The organism is Nitrosomonas sp. PY1 (assembly GCF_022836435.1).
Taxonomy (GTDB): domain Bacteria; phylum Pseudomonadota; class Gammaproteobacteria; order Burkholderiales; family Nitrosomonadaceae; genus Nitrosomonas.
Genome location: NZ_BQXC01000002.1, coordinates 18,142 through 35,126, shown reverse-complemented (window position 1 = coordinate 35,126; position 16,985 = coordinate 18,142). Strand labels below are relative to the sequence as shown.

Here is a 16,985-nt window from a genome sequence, read left to right as displayed (position 1 = left end):
TCTAGTTGCATTTAGTCCCCCACCTAAAATACAAAATGATTTTAAATCTAAAAAAATTAACGCCAAGAAATAAAAGAAAAATACAACTTTCGTTGTCTGGATTAACTATTCATGAAAGTGAAGGTCATTTGACACTATGAAAAAAAGATTACTTGTTATGAACGGACAAAAATTAACTCAAAATGATTCCACAGGCGAGTGGAAAACTGTCAATGTAAGCAAAGCTATAGGCATCAAGCCCGGTATATATAATTTATATAACGCTGTTGATGCAGACCCATCAAAAGATAACATTGGCGAAGTCATTCATATCGATAAAAAAGAGAATGTGCTTTATCAAAAAAATGGATTGCAATATATAAAACATGATCTAAGCTTTTTTGACCAAATCCCAGAAACAGGCTTAATGATAAATATCAAATATGAAAACAACAAAACAAGTACAAGTGAAGTTTCAAAAACACTTAGCCAAAAAATTAAATAACCATTTAGTGAATTCTATTCTTCCTTCCTCACCCTTAAATAAAATTATTTAACTCGCAATTCACCGCGGGGCAAATTTATTAATTTCTAATCAATATTATTTATATATTACAAAATATAAGAACACATGCATAATATCATGTGTGCACACATTTCAGTGTGATCAATCTAACGTGTGAGATTACCATGGAAACTATTGCTATCATTAGTCAAAAAGGAGGCTCAGGGAAAACAACCATTGCCTTACATTTAGCAGTTGCATCTTCAAATTCAGGATTAAATACTGCCCTAATCGATCTCGATCCACAAGCTTCTGCAACAAAATGGGCGGATCGCCGTGAAAAAGAATTGCCTGTAGTGCTATCAGCTCATGCTAGCCGTTTACATAATGAAATACGGCGTGTGAAAGAAACCGGAGGACAAAGACTTTTTCTTGATACTGCACCTCACTCTGATAGCGCAGCTTTAGAGGCTGCCAAGGTGGCTGATCTTGTACTTATTCCTTGTCGCCCTGCTATTTTCGATATGGAGGCGATTTCAAATACTCTTGCGCTTGTTCAAACCACAGGCACGCCAATTTTCGTTGTGATGAATGCCGTTGCGCCACAGGGACAAGAAGCAGAGGAAGCAATGGAAGCAATCGGAGAGTTAAATGTGGAAGTATGCCCTATTCAGCTTGTTAATCGTATTGCCTTTGCCCGATCATTGATTACTGGATTAACTGCACAGGAGTTTGAGTGTTATGGTAAAGCCGCAAAAGAAACGGCAAATTTGCACACATTCATGTGTGCACAATTGAACAAGATGAATCAATAAAGCACCCCACTGCAAGCAGCGAGGAATTAAACCCGAAGAGAAATTAAATGGAAGGACCATAAGAACATGACCAATAAATTTGCAACAGCTTTAAAAGGGCGTTCTGCTAATGAACGTGTCGAACCAATATCAGGCACAAGAGCTACTAGTAATGCACCTTCCCTACACGATCGACCTTCACGTAAAAATACTAAACACGTGGGAGGTTATTTTTCTCCAGAAGTATCAAAGCAATTACGTCAAATTGCTTTAGATGAAAATTCATCTGTTCAAGTTTTACTAGCCGAAGCAATTGATATGCTCTTTCATAGCCGTCAAAAACCGACAATTACACAAAAAACTGTAAGCTAGACATAATGTGCATGTATTCATGTATTCATGTATTCATGTATTCATGTATTCATGTGTTGAAGTGTGCACACGTTATAATATGAACACGATATACATTTTTATTTATTTAGTACCGCACTTTACGAATTTAAGCGCTGTTTAGACCCTATAGCATTTAAATATTTTTATTATAAAAACTTCCTATTTTTCCTTAATATAAACAGTTGGTGTGTTCATATGTTCATAATATATAGTGTGCACACATGAACTATTGCACGAATTATCACATGAACGAACGAACATATGAACACATTCAATTAATAGTATTAAATTTTTCGATAATTAGCGTATGGCTGAGACGACTAGTTCGATTACGGAAGCATCATTGCTATGGTTACTGTGCCTTAATGGATGAGTCGTTTCTGATTTATTAATTTTTTTGATTTTGAGTCAAGCTGAATCAACGGGTTTATTAGCAGACAAACATAAAAAATTTCCTTTCGTTTAACTTGCAATTCCCAGAGGTCTTGCCGCGGGGATAGGTGCAGCGCGCGTAGAGCAAATTTGTTATCCTCTAATCATAAAAAAATTTTATATATATAAAATGTGTGCACACTATATATAATGAACACTTGAACACAAGTTGCATTAATGATCCTATAGAAAGGTGTTCTTACTTATAACTTTCTATCAGTAGTGACGATACCTCCAGTTCATTAACATTAGAATTACCGTGTGCAGGATCGTTGTCTATCTGTTTAATTTCTCTTTCGGGTTTAATTCCTCGCTACTTGCGGTGGGGTGCTTTATTGAAGCGAGTCAAACTATTTATGCTCTTGTTTGAATTTCATGATCATGATTATGTATCACCCATTCACCTGAGAAACTCTACTTATCATACTCCGCGTCGCGATGTGTAAAATGGTATCTTCTGCTAAGAAGAGTCAGTTAAATTTAGAAGCTTAGTACTTTGAATAAGTCAGCCTGGGTAATTTCTAACAATAGTGCCTAGTGAGGTGCTGAATAACACAATGATATAAAGTTTCATATGAAATTAATCACGTATAGGATACTTTGTATGATTAACTTAGTATGTTACTGTTTAATCTACTTTAAACTGTTAAAAATAAGTGTTACAGAAACGGTCGTTTATGAAACAAGTAAAACTATATTAATTGGTTATGCAAGGGTCTAAAAATCGGATGGTTCTCAAGTTCTTGATCCTCAATCAATGCACTCATAGAGCAGGGTGTCTCACCGGATCATATGAGTTATAGAACGTTAGTGCAGGTATTTATTACAAAGCTACTAGGTGGATTCACCTTAACAGTTGAAAGCCAGGTTGTTTGGACGCTTTTTTATCAAACGTCATTGTTTCTGTGCAACCCCTCGCTTCATTGATCCTTGCCAATAGATGATCGGGAAAGTCCACATTCGAGTTTTGATAATCATTGAGTGCTCGCCAAACTACTTCTGACTCCATTACTTCCAATTGGCTGACTTGTAATATGTTTTCGACCATCGATGCAATGTCATCACGGCTCTGATTATAATTACTTTCCAATACCCACGCCAATTCACATAAAACTATCTGGCTTATAAAGCATGGGTTGTCATTCGTACAATGTGTTTCAATATATCGAGTGGCTTGAGCCGATTGTATGGGATCATCCTGCGCCAAATAGCGTACCAACACATTTGTATCTAAACCTTTCAAGACTGGCTGCCTTTGGCTCTAATCGTGTTCTTCATATCCTCGATACTTACTGCTTTTTCTGGTTTTGGGATAATACCTTTTAAAGTGGTAACATTTTTGGTCACAGGAATAAAATTGACTTGTCCACAATCACCTACAATAAAATTAACTTTGTCTCCATTCTGGAGATCTAATAAAGTGCGGATCTCAATTGGAATAGTAATCTGGCCTTTGCTGGTAATTTTCGCTGTCGACATAATTAATTTTTTCTTTCACTAAGAGATAGCTTTCATTATATTCCTTACATATCGGTAAGGCAACATGATGTTAAGATTTCCTCGTTATGCGCCAAGCACATAATGTCATGTTCTAAACTGTCCAGAACCATTTTGGCGGGAAGTGACAATAGAAGGTTGTTCTGCCGATACCAAGGGTTTTAATGATGTCGGAGATAAAAGGGTAATTTTCAGTATCTTTGAGCATGGCTTGTACTGTGCGCATTTTATCATCCTTCATTCAGACGAATTTGGTCAGCTTCCGCCCAGTCAGATTGTTCCCAGGCTAGCCGACTGCGGACAATACATTGCTTCCGAATCAACTTTCTATCGCGTACTGAGAGCGGAAAATCAGCTCAAGCAGCGCAGAGCGGAACGACCAGTAAAACAGCGTCACAAGCCGCGTGCGCTATCGGCAACGGCACCCAATCAGTTGGTCAGTTGGGATATTACTTACCTGCCCACACTGGTATTGGGAGTCTATTTTACCTGTATTTGTTCATCGATATTTTTAGCCGCAAAATCATTGGCTGGCAAGTTTATGATACAGAAAGCAGTGAACTGGCCAGCGACGTCATGCGCGATATTTGCATGCGAGAAAAAATCGCGCCGGACCAGGTGGTACTGCATTCGGACAACGGCAGCCCGATGAAAGGCGCAACGTTGTTGGCTACCCTGCAAGCATTGGGTGTGACACCATCATTCAGCCGCCCGGCGGTCAGTAACGATAATCCATATTTAGAGTCGCTATTCAAGACGATGAAATACCGGCCAGCTTATCCTAGCCAAGCGTTTGAAAGCCTCCTTGCCGCCAGGCGGTGGGTAGGCATGTTTATCCAATGGTACAACCATGAACATCGTCACAGTGCCATCCGCTTTGTAACCCCGGCAGAACGCCATGCCAACCTGGATACCGAGTTGCTGCAGAAGCGTGCCAATGTGTATGAAGAAGCGAAGAAGAGGCATCCGGAACGCTGGAGCGGCGTTACTCGGAACTGGCAGCCAGTTCGTGTCGTTCATTTAAACCCGGATCAACGCGTTCCCAAAAAAACCGATCAAAAGGAGGTTAATTCAGAACTCAAAAAGACAGCATAAATTCATACGTTCAGGCGACAACTAGCTTGACAACGACCGTGCCAGGCGTGAGAGTTTCCAGATTACCAGCGTATCACCTTCACGCATATATTTAAGAGCATCTTCTAACTGCAAACGTTTTGTACTTGCCCTGATATTTTTTCGGTAAATATCTTTTTACATCCTGCTTCATTTAGTGCCTCAATCTGTAATTGTGGATTTTGATCCAGAGTGGAAACCCGCGCATATCCGATCAACATATTTTCTGTTCCCAAAACGATCGTTTAGAGAATAACCAAAAGGGTGTTTCGGTATTTGTTCTGAGGATTTCTCACAAAATATATAATTCTTGACATATGTACATACATATTGTACATATAGAAAATGCGCTATGAATGGAGCCCTGATAAAGACATAACAAATCTAAAGAAGCACGGTATTAGCTTTAATGAAGCTTGCCAAATTTTCGAGAACGATGTTTTTACATGGATTGATAAGCGTAAAGATTACAACGAGACGCGAATAATAAGCATTGGTTCGCTTGATGGGGAAATCATCATTGTTGTTGTTCACACAGATAGAAATGGTATAACGCGCATTATTTCAGCGAGGCCAGCCAAGAAGAAAGAAAGGAGGTTGTACAATGAGCATATCAAAAAAACGTCTTAAGGAAATTAAAGCTATTAAGGATGAAGATATAGATTGCAGTGACATTCCTGAACTTGATGAGACCTTCTGGAAAAATGCTGTACTTGTTCACCCGGAGAAGAAAGAGCGCTTAACAGTACGCTTTGATGCGGATATGGTCGAATGGTTTAAAAATCAGGGTAGAGGCTACCAAACCAGGATGAATACTGTTTTGAGAAGCTTTTATGAAACTCATAAAAAAGAACTGTAAATTAATTGGTGTTGTTGAATAATTTGTATTAGCTCCGATACGATCTAGCCTTATTCGTTATATTTCTGGCCGTCGCTTGATGTCTGGGCCACATTCAACTTGCAATTCCCCGTGGCAAGACCACGGGGAATTGCAAGTTTAAAATGGATTTCGTTGCTGTGCCCCATGTTTTACGTGGAGGATCTGAACGGTTCTATCCTGTATACGGTATAACACGCGATAATTACCTATTATTAAGTGTCTAATTTCATATTCATAGTAACGATCTTCAAAAGCCATAGGGCAGCGCGCAGGAAAATCTTTTAGGGTCTGTATTTTGTCATAGATAGCAAAATACCAACTTGTTGCATTGTTCTGGGAATCCTTGGCAATATAGAGATAAATGTCTTCTATTTCTTTTGCGGCTTCTGGTGCAATGTCAATCTTGTACTGTGTCACGCTTTAAGCCATGTTTTTTCTCAAATTCTTTAAAAAACTCATTAGCAGGAATACTTTTACCTTCATCATGAGATTTGGCTGCTTGTGCTGTTTTCTCTAGCGTTTCTAATAAATCTATCATTTCTTCGTAGGCTCTTGCATCTTGAATGACTAACTCCGCTTTGCCGTTCACAGTCAGTATTTCAGGTTTTCCAGTTTCTTTTAAGCGTTTGATATGCTCCGCAGGTTTGCGGCTAAAATCTGAAACGGGGTTTATAGCATTCATTCTAAACATGATAAGGCCTCAACAAATTATTTACGGATTATAATCAGTTTATAGAATGCTATCTAGCTTGACAAGCTTAACGGGGAAAATTTAGAAAGCTTGCTTTCGAGTAGTTGGTTGGAGGAAGCGCATCATATTAAGGCATTGACTTTTAAATATTGATTTAAAGACCCCTATTTTACATTTTCAAATAGATAGTCAAAACAATTCCGGCAGCAATTAAAGTAATAAATGAAGCGATAATATTCAATATTGCGGTTTGTCTTGAAGTTGTCATTGTTTTGCAGGCTTCATTAAATTCAGCATGCAAATCAGCTTTCCAACGCTCAATAATAATATTGGATTGTTCTTCCATTACGCGTGAGATTTCTGTTTTGCTGGTTTGTATGGTTGAATTAAGAACTCGATCCGAATGATTTTTAGCTGCCATGGACAATTCAGAAACAGTCACTTCAAGCTGACTTCTAAAATTATCCAACAATTCCTGCTGAGCAGCCTTGCTATCCGAAATGAGGCGCTCATTCATGGTATGCAGTATCATGATGGGATCATCTTTGGATACGGCAACACCATGAACGGATGCGATTTGCTGAATTACTTTATCAATCTTTTCATCGGTCGTACTCATGCCAATACGGCTTGTGCACCTTCTAATTGCTCAAACAGATCGCTTTGTATTATTGTTAGCCGTTGGCGATTCATGATGGTTAATTCCGGTTTTTTGATCGCATCGGCAAAGGTCAACTTCGCTTGGAGCATTTCACTTAAATCACGACCAAAAGTTTCCGGCTTGTATTCTGGTATTTTGATAATGGCTGATACGCGGTTTTTGTTATCCAGATAAACACTCAAAGATTCAAAGCTTTTGCCTTCGAGCTCAATCTTTCCCCAAAAAGGATTAAGCCAGACAACAAATGAAACATCATCAGGAAACTGTTTTACCATCTTCTTAAATCCATTTAAGGTATCTGTCAGTGCCTGACCACCGGTAATAACGGTATGGACGATCAGCTCAATACCACTGTTTTTAAGCAGGGCAGGTATCTGATTGCTGATTAAGTAATGTGCCAAAGCCACAAAGGTACTGGCGCCATTATCAATCACCACATCGGTTTTACTTTTGGAGATGGATTCAATCAAATCATCAAATTTACGTGGATCAATTTCGTCACCTTCCATTAAATCCAATCGCTGAACATTTAATTTCTTAAATCCATGAAAAGTAGCATTCACCGGGTCAGTATCAATGCAAAGAACATTTTTCTTCTTGGCGTAATAATGCTGTGCCAGTATGGATGCGATGAAAGATTTACCAACCCCTCCCTTACCTTGCAAGATCATGTGTACTTTAGCCATTAGAATAATTCCTTCATAAAATTGTTGCGTTTAAATTGAAGCTTGCTACATCACGTTGTGAATCTTGATTCTTAATACGGGAATGAGCGCAATGATCTTGGCAGCTATTAAATAAAATCCTTAGGATCATAATCAGTACTCCACTCGAAACCTTTCGGGTTTCCATAATCCGGGGATTTTGGTGAGTCAGTTATTTTTATCCGATCTTGTGTCGATTCTGATTCAGGCTGGAGTTGCGCCGTCGATTCAGAATCAGGCAATGGCGCGGATTCTTTTTTAGCGATAATAGTTTTTGATTGTAGGGATGAATTAGTTTTATATTTATTTACTAAATTCAAGAAAGTTTGATAGCTAAATGTAATTTTTCCTTCTTCGTATAATACTTCCCAAATATATTTAACTGACCATCCATCATCGATGGCTTCATTTATTTCGTCGCGCAGAAGGAGAAACATTGCAAGATTGAATCTTGCATTGCTTTTGTTTTTCTTGACTGCATTCTCGGCCATCCGTTGAGATAACTTTTTTTCCATATCCGCTAATAGCCGCCGTACTAAAACGACAATGTCGTATTCATAATTCCATTCAAAAACTTTTTGGTTTGCATGATTTGAGAATTCAATTGTTTCATGAGCAAATCATACAACCAATTATTCAATAATCTATCCAATTATTAGCCAATAATGCAGTAGATATCCACTGTATAACAGGTATATAAGAATTAAACAAATATTAAATCAAGAAATGTCAGCTCGAATTAGATAACTACAAACTTAAATAATAATGCATAATTTAGTATATAGAGATAGAATACAGGGCAGGATATGTGATGTTAGCTAACAAGTAAACTTGTCATCCAACATCACAAGCTCTTATTCGCACGGTGTGCTCAACGATAATCCTGCTCTGCGAGGCAAGGGTAAAAGCCGAGGCAAAAGCAATCAAGAAAACGAAGAATCAACCAAAGCAATGAGTGAGACAAACCCAAAGAATAAAAGAAAATACAAACTCCATCTCAGGGTTCCAGTGGAACCGGAAGAAGGAAAAATCATCAGGGAGCAAGCCGAAAAATGCGGCCTGAGTATTTCAGAATATTTAAAAAAACTAGGCTTAGGTTATGAGCCCACCAGCATCATCGATAACCAAAAAGTAAACGAACTGGCAAAAATAAACGGTGATCTAGGCAGGCTAGGGGGGCTTTTAAAATTATGGTTAAGCGATGATCGGCGTGCAGCCCATTTTGACAAGAAAACAATTAATGGTCTGTTAAAAGACATTGAAGAAACCCGTACACAAATGACGGCCATCATGATGAAAATCATCAACTCAAAAAAATAGAAATCCAAGAGAATTCGATTAAAAAATAATCATGATAGCCAAACACATCCCAATCAATTCAGTTAAGAAAAGCAACTTTGCCGGACTGGTGAATTATATTGTTGACCCACAAAATAAGACTGAGCGCATCGGTTTAATCCGCGCAGTTAATTGTTACTCGGATCGTCCGGATTGTGTGGTTGCCGAAGTGCTTAATACGCAGCAGATGAATCAACGCGCGATTTCTGACAAAACCTATCACCTGGTGGTTAGTTTTCGTGATGATGAATTATCCGAAGCGACTTTGCAGCAAATAGAGGACCAACTCTGTGATGGCCTAGGCTTTGGTGAACACCAACGACTCAGTGTTGTGCATCATGACACTGATCATCTGCATATGCATATTGCGATCAATAAAATACATCCGGAAAGGCTTACGATACATAACCCCCATTATGACTATAAAGTCATTGGTGAACTTTGTGAAAAATTGGAACAGAAATATGGACTAACACCGGATAATCACGAAACAATCAAACGCGGTGCGCAGGGTAGGGCGTCCAATATTGAGTTCAAGGCTGGATCGGAGAGTCTTATCGGTTGGATGCAACAAGAATGCCTGGCGCAGATTCAAGCTGCGACAAGTTGGACTGAATTACACCAAGTGTTAAAGGATCATGGCCTCGAATTGCGTGAGCGCGGTAATGGTTTTGTATTTGTTTCCAGTAATGGGATTGGCGTTAAAGCCAGTTCTATTGACAGAGCCTTATCAAAGGCCAATTTGGTTAAGAGGCTCGGTGGTTATGTCGGGGTTGATGATGATACAACGACCAAAAAACAATATTCAAAGCAATATGAGCCCAGGCCACTGCGTAACAAAATTGATACATCAAAACTTTATGCGCAATACACAAAAGAGCAGAATGAGGCGGCAATACTTGGAAAAAACCAATGGAATAAACTGCGTAATAAAAAGAATCAAGCCATAGAAGCCGTCAAAACCAAAGCTAAGCTAAAACGACTACTGATCAAAAATGTTACTTCGGGTAGGCTGTCACAAAAAATAATGGTTGCGTCTGTTTATAGTGAATTGAGAACCAGCATTGGAGCGATTAATAAAGACTTTAGGGAAGGATATCAAGCCTCAAAAGCAAGCCATAAAAGAATGGACTGGTTGAGCTGGCTGGTGAAGGAATCCCGGCAGGGAAATCAGGAAGCGCTGGATATATTGCGATCCAGAAAACATTATAGCGCGCAGACAAATAATGTCTCGGGTACGCAGACTAATGACGATTCTCTAAAGAATAAGGATTTTATAGAGACGATTACTAGAACGGGCACGATTATTTGTAATATCGGATCAATCGCCATTCGTGATGGCGGCAATCGGTTGGTCATTATGGCTGGTGCGGCCAAAGAGAAAATGTCAGGAATATTACAAGAGGCTAAGATTAAGTACGGTAAGAAATTGACTATCAATGGGTCGGATGATTTCCGTGAAAAAGTTGTTCAAGTCGCTGTAGATACAAATCTTGATGTTACATTTGATGATGAAGCATTAGAACAACGCCGATTAGATTTAATCAATAACAGAACGGGTCAAGGATTAGAGGGTCGCGATGCGAATGGTTTAGATAAGGAAGAGAATCCATTGCAGCAGAAAGTGTTCAGAAGCAGTATCAAATCACCTCGAAAAGGACGGTCAAAATGAACCATTCAAACCAAAATTCGGGAAATCCTATAATAAAGAACGAAGGATTGGTTAAAACCAGGCTTACTCAGATTATGGCGATTTTCTTTATGTTGGGTGGGGTTCAGGTTGCAACGCAATATTTTGCCTATAGATTCCAATATCAACCGCAGCTTGGTGTTCACTTTAACCAGTTATACCCGCCTTGGTCGATTTTTGAGTGGGCTAATAAATGGTATGGCCAGCATCCGGATATTATTGAGCTATCCGGAAGTATGGGTGTTTTATTTGCAGGAGCGGGGCTGATTCTGACACTGATTGTAAAAATGGTTGCGGATAATTCATCGCGTCCGAACTCAAGTTTACATGGGTCAGCGCGCTGGGCGGATGAAATAGACATCCAAGCGGCAAGGCTGCTTCCTTTAAGACAATCCTTCTTCAAAAGATTAACCTCGAAAAAGATTCCACAAAATGATTATGTATATGTAGGTGCCTGGCAGGATAAAAAAGGCAAAACCCATTACCTTAAACATAACGGCCTCGAACATGTTTTATGTTATGCGCCGACTCGGTCGGGTAAAGGTGTTGGTTTGGTTATTCCAACCTTGCTTTCATGGGGGCATAGTGCGGTTATTACTGATCTGAAAGGCGAACTATGGTCTGTAACAGCCGGTTGGCGGAAGGTTCATGCCGGTAATAAAGTCATTCGCTTTGATCCTGCCTCACCCAAAGGGAGTGCTTGTTGGAATCCGTTGGATGAAATCAGGATGCATGATGGGCTTGAAGTCGGTGATGTGCAAAATCTCGCTACTTTAATTGTTGATCCAGATGGGAAGGGGCTAAGAGACCACTGGCAGAAAACCAGTCAGGCGCTTCTTGTTGGTGTGATTTTGCATGTTTTATATAAATCAGGAAATGAAGGCGCTGAAGGGACTGAGGCCACATTGCCGCTTGTTGATTCAATGCTATCCGATCCTGAGCGGGATATTGGTGAACTATGGATGGAAATGGCTACCTATCCGCATGTTAATGGAGAGAACCATCCGGTGGTAGGCGCCAGCGCACGAGATATGCTGGATCGTCCCTCTGAGGAAGCAGGGTCAGTTTTATCTACAGCTAAATCCTATCTATCCTTATACCGTGATCCATTGGTTGCAAAGAATATTAGCCGCTCGGATTTTGCAATTCGTGATTTGATGCACAACGCTGATCCTGTGAGCTTATATATTGTGACGCAGCCTAACGATAAAACGCGTTTACGGCCACTGGTACGCATCATGATGAATATGATTGTGCGGACATTGGCAGACAGGCTTGATTTTAAGGATGGTCAGCCGGTTGCGAACTATAAGCACCGGCTTTTGTTGATGCTTGATGAATTTCCCAGTCTGGGTAAACTGGAAATCTTTCAGGAATCCTTGGCGTTTATTGCTGGCTACGGCATTAAAGCCTATTTGATCTGCCAAGATATCAATCAACTTAAAAGCCGTGAGACGGGGTACGGCCACGATGAGGCCATCACGTCCAATTGTCATATTCAAAATGCCTTTCCACCCAACCGGATTGAGACAGCCGAGCATTTATCCAAGCTGACCGGACAAACCACGGTCATCAAGGAGCAGATTACGACCAGTGGTAGGCGGGTAGGGGTGATGCATGGTAACGTGACGCGAACCATGCAGGAAACACAGCGTCCTTTATTAACACCTGACGAGTGTTTACGCATGACTTCACCAGAAAAAGATGCTGAAGGCAAGATTACCAAGCCGGGTGACATGATCATTTATGTGGCGGGTTATCCTGCTATATATGGCAAGCAGCCCTTATACTTTCAAGATTCTGTGTTTTCTGCGCGGGCTGCTGTTCCTGCACCTGCTTACAGCGACAAAATAATCCAATCATCATGAGAAAAACATGCAATATTCTGGCAGGCATTGTTTTGTCTGTCAGTGCCGGTATATTTCTGTTGAGTATTGTTTTTCGACTCACGGGTATTTATTACAATAATACGCCGAGTTTTCCGGTGGGGTTTTACAAGATTGTTGATGAACCAGTAGGGAAGGGCGCATACGTCTCTTTCTGCCCACCACAAGACGAGGTTTTTGATATGGCCGTGGCACGAAATTACATCAATACAGGCAACTGTCCGGGCGGTTATGGGATGTTGCTGAAACGTGTTTTTGCACAAGCAGGGGATACTGTTTCTATTAATGAGGCGGGTATTACTGTAAATGATGGCTTACTGCCTAACAGTGCCCAGTTAAAAACAGATATTGATGGTTCTGAACTGCCGCAATATCATTTGGGTGAGCGGGTGCTGGATGATTCTGAATATCTGCTTATGTCTGATGTGAATCCGAATTCTTTTGATGCGCGGTATTTTGGGTTGATTGCGGGTTTGCAGATTCAGCATGTGGTTGAGCCGGTTTTTACTTGGGGAAAATGAGCGTCTGGCTTAGTCGAACTAATACAGTTTAAGCGTCAAAAGCGACGTTATGATAGGGTTCCCCTTGCTTATGAGGGCTTATTTGGATTGTTACTTTTTGATTCATCCGTTTTAGAAAATCGAGCAATTTATCAACGGTAAAACGGCTAAAATGGCCGTTTAGCAAGTGAGACACTTCAGTTTGTTTAATTCCTAACAGTTCAGCAATTTCCCGCTGTTTCATATCTTTTCTTTTAAGAAGCTCAACCACATGAAAACCAACCATGCCGCGCGCTTGTAGCTCCTCGGCATTATCTATTCCAAGATCATCAAAAACATTACCTGAGCTGTTTTCAAATTCAATGTTCCCTTGTTTTTTCATGGCTCTCTAGCTCCTTTGCTTCCTTGTAACGTTGCTTAATCAAATCCACGTCCTGTTTTGGCGTTGAAATACCTTTTTTGGCTTTTTTCTGAAAAGCATGGAGAATATAAATTCTTTCTCCTAACTGGACGGCCTGAATACAACGGTATGCCTCTTTGTCGTATTTTAATGCGATTTCGATGACCCCTGAACCAACACCCTTAAAAATCTTTGCATCCTTCGGTATTCCGCCAAATTGGATAAGTTGAAGCTCATCCCCAATCAGCTTCCTGACTTCCTCTGGAAACGCCATAATATTTTTTCTGGTGTTTCCCAGCCATACAACAGGCCGTAACTTCGGGGGTTCCGCAATATTCATAACAACCAATTTATCATCTACAGAGCCATGGTATAGGAAATATCCTATAATGTCAACTTATAAAGCTTTCTTGGGGTTTCGCCTCAGTTTTAATAATCTCTTCTTCCGTAGTTGCTTTGTAGCATAGCAGGCTGCATGGCTCAAGAGACACTCGTTAAACTTCCAACCCGGCCAAATAGTCGTATCGATGAGTTGCTACCAGATATCGCCGACCGCGTGGCGGCACATTCTGCTCAATGGACATTACACCTTCTGGATTTCAAGAAATGCATTAGCTGGTCGATACTTTGAGAACAAATGTTTTCGTTCTCAAAGATCATGTCGACGGCCACACCCCGCGCCCAATTCCACCAAAAGAACCTGCGCCAACCAGCTCAACACGCAGCGGTTGAAAATCAGCTCCACTATGAACGGCACCGACCGGAAGAAACCACTCTGTATCGGTTGGTGCAAGAACACATCGGAGCTTTCTTTGCACAGGTTGAGACGGAAACCGGTTCAGGGTTACCTGACTTTGTTAAAGACGAATTTGAGGCATTTCTTGAATGTGGTATTCTGGCCCATGGGTTCTTACGCCTGCGTTGTGCCAGCTGCGTCCATGAGAAACTGGTAGCCTTTTCCTGCAAGCGGCGTGGATTTTGTCCCTCATGCGGTGGACGGCGTATGGCGCAGACGGCTGCTCACCTGGTCGACCACATCATTCCCCGGGCGCCGGTGCGCCAATGGGTGCTCTCACTGCCGATCCCATTGCGTTACCTGTTGGCTGCCCATCCGCATCTGCTCACATCGATATTGCAAGTCATACACCGCGCTATTTCTACTTTTCTGATCAAGCAGGCCGGATTGAAACGATCCGAAGCACAGACCGGTGCGATTACGCTTATTCAACGTTTCGGTTCGGCGGCTAATCTCAATATTCATCTGCATTGCCTCGTGCTTGACGGCGTTTACCGTGTCCAGAATGGTGCGGCGGAATTCCACAGCGCACGGTCACCGACGGCTGAGCAGTTGCAAAGCCTGCTTAGCCAGATCATCCAGCGCATTATGAAAGCATTGACCCGCAACGGCGCGCTTATTGAGGAGGAGGGGATGAGCTACTTAGCTGAAATGGAAACGGATGCGGCGCTGAGTCCACTGCAATCGGCGGCCTGCACCTACCGGATAGCACTCGGTCGCCGGGCAGGGCAGAAGGTGCTGACGTTAAAAACCATTTCCACACAAAATACGCAACCACAGGAAAACAAAAAATACTGTGTCAATGCACATGGCTTTAGCCTGCATGCCGGGGTGCGTTGCGCGATGAATCAGCGTAAGGAACTGGAACATCTGTGCCGTTACATCACGCGACCGGCAATTGCCAATGAACGGCTAGCGCTAAACAGTGCCGGGCAGGTGGTGTTGACGTTAAAGACGCCTTATCGGGATGGCACGACGCATATTGTCATGTCGCCGTTAGAATTCATGCAACGCCTGGCCGCATTGGTTCCCCGGCCAAGGCTCAACCTCATTCGCTTCCATGGCGTGCTCGCACCGAATGCCAAGTTACGAGCCGAGATTATTCCTGACGGAATGAAAAACAAAAGTAAACCAACAGATGAGAATGACGATGTGCCGCAATCGACAACTTCTGTGCGCATCAGTTGGGCGCGTTTGTTAAAGCGGGTGTTTGATATCGACATCGAACATTGTCCGCACTGTGGTGGAACCCTGAAAATCATCGCCGCTATCCTGGAATCCGGCGCAATCACTAAGATTCTTGATCATCTCGGCCTACCTGCCAGGGCGCCGCCCAGATCACCTGCGCAGGCCTTTGAACTTTTCGAGCCAACCTGATCCCGTGCTCGCTCCTTTCAATCCTCTTCATCATTGGGCTGACCTTTACCTCTGGGCGTCTTTCGCCTGAAGTGCCAAAACGCAGCAAAATCTTTGACTTTTTTGTGCTAACTGAACCGGAATATAGTCATTTTTCGATCGATTATCACCGTGTTTGACAATTGAGCTAGCTTTCGGTACATTCAAAACTTATGGAAAGGTGGTTTATTTTTCCTATACCCGGCCATTTCGGCCTGGCTTTCTATCCCATCTATGAACTGAACGTGTAGCCGGTAGCGTCAAGTACCGGGCCACTATAAAAAGGAGGACCCGGGGCGACTATTCCGACAAGAACGACCCGATCCAGGGCCATACAGGCGAATCTTATTCTGAAAAGGGTTCATCCATAAAGGGGAAGGAGAGTTCAGAAAGCAAAATACCAGGATCAGTAAATTGCTTTACGAAGGGTCGCCAAAAACAGCTCAAAGGCTTAAATCCACTAAATCTTATAATCGATAGGAGAATTGAAATGAGAATTGAAAAATATTTAACCGGTTTATTGGTCCTGGCTGCCTTGGGATCTTCTTTAATATCTGGCAGCGTTGCTGCTAAAGAAGCTCAAGCTCAGAAAGGAAAAATCACCATGGTAAAAGTTGCCCTGTTCGTACGCTTGGAAGCCAAACCCGGAAAGGAAACTGACGTCGCCAACTTCCTTAAAAGCGCCCTCGCCATGGCGAATCAGGAAGCGACCACGCCAGTCTGGTTCGCGCTACGCCTGGGGCCCTCCACTTTTGGTATCTTCGACGCCTTCGCTGACGAAGCAGGGCGCAAGGCACATTTGGCCGGTCCGATCGCAGCGGCGCTGATGGCGAATGCCGACGAATTATTCGCCGTACCGCCGCAGATCGATCAGGTAGACGTGCTCGCTGCCAAACTACCCCACTAAAAACTGGAACCAGCAGCTCGGATGAAGCGTGGCGGAGTCCGAGCTGCATTTTGGCCCCTGAGGATTGGGATACCTGGCTTGATCCCATGCCATCGACGGATGAGATGCTACTGCCCCTGCTAAAACCCTTTTGCGCCGGATCTGATGCAGCTATGAGCAATATTACTGGATGAATAAGGAACAGGCGTGCCCTTCTCATCTATTTCAACCACGCGTTCGGCGGTAGTTGCATTAATTGTTTCCGGTATCGCTTTTTTTGGAATCTCTGGGTATGGCATATGCTCAAGGCAACAATACGTCGGGGCAGAGTGGCTATAAAAAGGAGGACCCGGGCGACTATTCCGACAAGAACGACCCGATTCAGGGCCATACAGGCGAACCTTATTCTGAAAAGGGTTCATCCATAAAGGGGAAGGAGAGTTCA

General features: G+C 42.1%; 23 protein-coding genes and 2 pseudogenes. 13 read left to right on the top strand and 12 right to left on the bottom strand.

Features of this window, described 5'->3' with window-relative positions; all coding sequences use genetic code 11:
• Positions 1-136: 136 nt before the first annotated feature.
• The 3 genes from W03_RS12735 to W03_RS12725 all read left to right on the top strand — a co-directional run bounded on the left by W03_RS12735 (position 137) and on the right by W03_RS12725 (position 1,650).
• Positions 137-484, top strand: coding sequence for a KfrB domain-containing protein (locus tag W03_RS12735; RefSeq protein ID WP_107803761.1), 348 nt, complete (start codon positions 137-139; stop codon positions 482-484).
• 185 nt (positions 485-669) lie between these two features.
• Positions 670-1,299: a ParA family protein gene (locus tag W03_RS12730; RefSeq protein WP_107803760.1), complete on the top strand. Its 630-nt coding sequence runs from the start codon at positions 670-672 to the stop codon at positions 1,297-1,299.
• Between the two features lie 66 nt (positions 1,300-1,365).
• Positions 1,366-1,650, top strand: a complete 285-nt coding sequence (locus W03_RS12725; protein WP_110341141.1) for a ribbon-helix-helix domain-containing protein — start codon at positions 1,366-1,368, stop codon at positions 1,648-1,650.
• 1,297 nt (positions 1,651-2,947) lie between these two features.
• Here W03_RS12725 and W03_RS12720 read toward each other — a convergent pair.
• From W03_RS12720 to W03_RS13430, 3 genes are all read right to left on the bottom strand, one after another.
• A complete protein-coding gene (locus W03_RS12720; RefSeq protein WP_107803759.1) occupies positions 2,948-3,346 on the bottom strand; it encodes a PIN domain-containing protein in 399 nt (132 codons plus the stop codon).
• Complete coding sequence (locus tag W03_RS12715) at positions 3,343-3,582, bottom strand: AbrB/MazE/SpoVT family DNA-binding domain-containing protein (RefSeq protein WP_107803758.1); 240 nt, start codon at positions 3,580-3,582, stop codon at positions 3,343-3,345. The genes W03_RS12720 and W03_RS12715 overlap by 4 nt, the downstream gene beginning before the upstream one ends.
• Positions 3,583-3,694: 112 nt before the next feature.
• Positions 3,695-3,826 (bottom strand): hypothetical protein, encoded by a 132-nt coding sequence (locus W03_RS13430; RefSeq protein WP_258193062.1) that lies wholly within the window; start codon positions 3,824-3,826, stop codon positions 3,695-3,697.
• Between the two features lie 24 nt (positions 3,827-3,850).
• Between W03_RS13430 and W03_RS12710 the strand changes: the two are divergent.
• A pseudogene (locus tag W03_RS12710) lies at positions 3,851-4,695 on the top strand (IS3 family transposase); the annotation flags it as partial.
• Between the two features lie 30 nt (positions 4,696-4,725).
• Here W03_RS12710 and W03_RS13490 read toward each other — a convergent pair.
• Positions 4,726-4,934 (bottom strand): annotated as a pseudogene (locus tag W03_RS13490) (recombinase family protein); the annotation flags it as partial.
• Positions 4,935-5,058: 124 nt separating this feature from the next.
• On the opposite strand from W03_RS13490, the gene W03_RS13550 reads away from it, so the two are divergent.
• Together W03_RS13550 and W03_RS12700 are read left to right on the top strand one after the other, a co-directional pair.
• Positions 5,059-5,343: a BrnT family toxin gene (locus W03_RS13550; RefSeq protein WP_107803756.1), complete on the top strand. Its 285-nt coding sequence runs from the start codon at positions 5,059-5,061 to the stop codon at positions 5,341-5,343.
• Positions 5,318-5,572, top strand: a complete 255-nt coding sequence (locus tag W03_RS12700) for a BrnA antitoxin family protein (RefSeq protein WP_107803755.1) — start codon at positions 5,318-5,320, stop codon at positions 5,570-5,572. The genes W03_RS13550 and W03_RS12700 overlap by 26 nt, the downstream gene beginning before the upstream one ends.
• 138 nt (positions 5,573-5,710) lie before the next feature.
• Here W03_RS12700 and W03_RS12695 read toward each other — a convergent pair whose 3' ends face one another.
• The 5 genes from W03_RS12695 to W03_RS12675 all read right to left on the bottom strand — a co-directional run bounded on the left by W03_RS12695 (position 5,711) and on the right by W03_RS12675 (position 8,164).
• Positions 5,711-6,010 (bottom strand): type II toxin-antitoxin system RelE/ParE family toxin, encoded by a 300-nt coding sequence (locus W03_RS12695; RefSeq protein ID WP_107803754.1) that lies wholly within the window; start codon positions 6,008-6,010, stop codon positions 5,711-5,713.
• Positions 5,991-6,284, bottom strand: a complete 294-nt coding sequence (locus W03_RS12690) for a type II toxin-antitoxin system Phd/YefM family antitoxin (protein WP_107803753.1) — start codon at positions 6,282-6,284, stop codon at positions 5,991-5,993. The genes W03_RS12695 and W03_RS12690 overlap by 20 nt, the downstream gene beginning before the upstream one ends.
• A 169-nt stretch (positions 6,285-6,453) precedes the next feature.
• Complete coding sequence (locus W03_RS12685; protein ID WP_107803752.1) at positions 6,454-6,903, bottom strand: hypothetical protein; 450 nt, start codon at positions 6,901-6,903, stop codon at positions 6,454-6,456.
• Entirely contained in the window at positions 6,900-7,631 is a 732-nt protein-coding gene (locus W03_RS12680; RefSeq protein WP_107803751.1) for a conjugal transfer protein TraL, read from the bottom strand. The genes W03_RS12685 and W03_RS12680 overlap by 4 nt, the downstream gene beginning before the upstream one ends.
• Positions 7,632-7,738: 107 nt before the next feature.
• Positions 7,739-8,164, bottom strand: a complete 426-nt coding sequence (locus W03_RS12675; protein WP_132467139.1) for a TraK family protein — start codon at positions 8,162-8,164, stop codon at positions 7,739-7,741.
• Between the two features lie 352 nt (positions 8,165-8,516).
• Between W03_RS12675 and traJ the strand changes: the two genes are divergently transcribed.
• The 4 genes from traJ to traF are packed head-to-tail and all read left to right on the top strand — an operon-like array spanning position 8,517 to position 13,084.
• A complete protein-coding gene (traJ, locus tag W03_RS12670) occupies positions 8,517-8,969 on the top strand; it encodes a conjugal transfer transcriptional regulator TraJ (protein ID WP_244073768.1) in 453 nt (150 codons plus the stop codon).
• A 31-nt stretch (positions 8,970-9,000) separates the two neighbouring features.
• A complete protein-coding gene (gene traI / locus W03_RS12665; RefSeq protein WP_244073767.1) occupies positions 9,001-10,659 on the top strand; it encodes a TraI/MobA(P) family conjugative relaxase in 1,659 nt (552 codons plus the stop codon).
• Positions 10,656-12,545 carry a type IV secretory system conjugative DNA transfer family protein gene (locus W03_RS12660; RefSeq protein WP_244073766.1) on the top strand — a complete coding sequence of 630 codons (1,890 nt, stop codon included), beginning with the start codon at positions 10,656-10,658 and terminating at the stop codon, positions 12,543-12,545. The genes traI and W03_RS12660 overlap by 4 nt, the downstream gene beginning before the upstream one ends.
• A complete protein-coding gene (gene traF / locus W03_RS12655) occupies positions 12,542-13,084 on the top strand; it encodes a conjugative transfer signal peptidase TraF (protein WP_244073765.1) in 543 nt (180 codons plus the stop codon). Before W03_RS12660 ends, traF begins: the two co-directional genes overlap by 4 nt.
• A 28-nt stretch (positions 13,085-13,112) precedes the next feature.
• On the opposite strand, the gene W03_RS12650 is transcribed toward traF, so the two are convergent.
• Both W03_RS12650 and W03_RS12645 read right to left on the bottom strand, forming a co-directional pair.
• Positions 13,113-13,445: a helix-turn-helix domain-containing protein gene (locus tag W03_RS12650; RefSeq protein WP_244073764.1), complete on the bottom strand. Its 333-nt coding sequence runs from the start codon at positions 13,443-13,445 to the stop codon at positions 13,113-13,115.
• A complete protein-coding gene (locus W03_RS12645; RefSeq protein ID WP_106708193.1) occupies positions 13,423-13,737 on the bottom strand; it encodes a type II toxin-antitoxin system RelE/ParE family toxin in 315 nt (104 codons plus the stop codon). The genes W03_RS12650 and W03_RS12645 overlap by 23 nt, the downstream gene beginning before the upstream one ends.
• 201 nt (positions 13,738-13,938) lie before the next feature.
• Between W03_RS12645 and W03_RS12640 the strand changes: the two genes are divergently transcribed.
• From W03_RS12640 to W03_RS12630, 3 genes are all read left to right on the top strand, one after another.
• On the top strand, positions 13,939-14,094 hold the full coding sequence (locus W03_RS12640) for a hypothetical protein (RefSeq protein WP_244073763.1): 156 nt from the start codon (positions 13,939-13,941) through the stop codon (positions 14,092-14,094).
• A gap of 27 nt (positions 14,095-14,121) precedes the next feature.
• Positions 14,122-15,636, top strand: coding sequence for a transposase (locus tag W03_RS12635; protein ID WP_244073762.1), 1,515 nt, complete (start codon positions 14,122-14,124; stop codon positions 15,634-15,636).
• A 622-nt stretch (positions 15,637-16,258) separates the two neighbouring features.
• Positions 16,259-16,561 carry a putative quinol monooxygenase gene (locus W03_RS12630; RefSeq protein WP_132467133.1) on the top strand — a complete coding sequence of 101 codons (303 nt, stop codon included), beginning with the start codon at positions 16,259-16,261 and terminating at the stop codon, positions 16,559-16,561.
• 119 nt (positions 16,562-16,680) lie between these two features.
• Here the strand turns inward: W03_RS12630 and W03_RS12625 are convergent, their stop codons facing one another.
• Positions 16,681-16,962 carry a hypothetical protein gene (locus W03_RS12625; RefSeq protein ID WP_244073760.1) on the bottom strand — a complete coding sequence of 94 codons (282 nt, stop codon included), beginning with the start codon at positions 16,960-16,962 and terminating at the stop codon, positions 16,681-16,683.
• Positions 16,963-16,985: the final 23 nt, after the last annotated feature.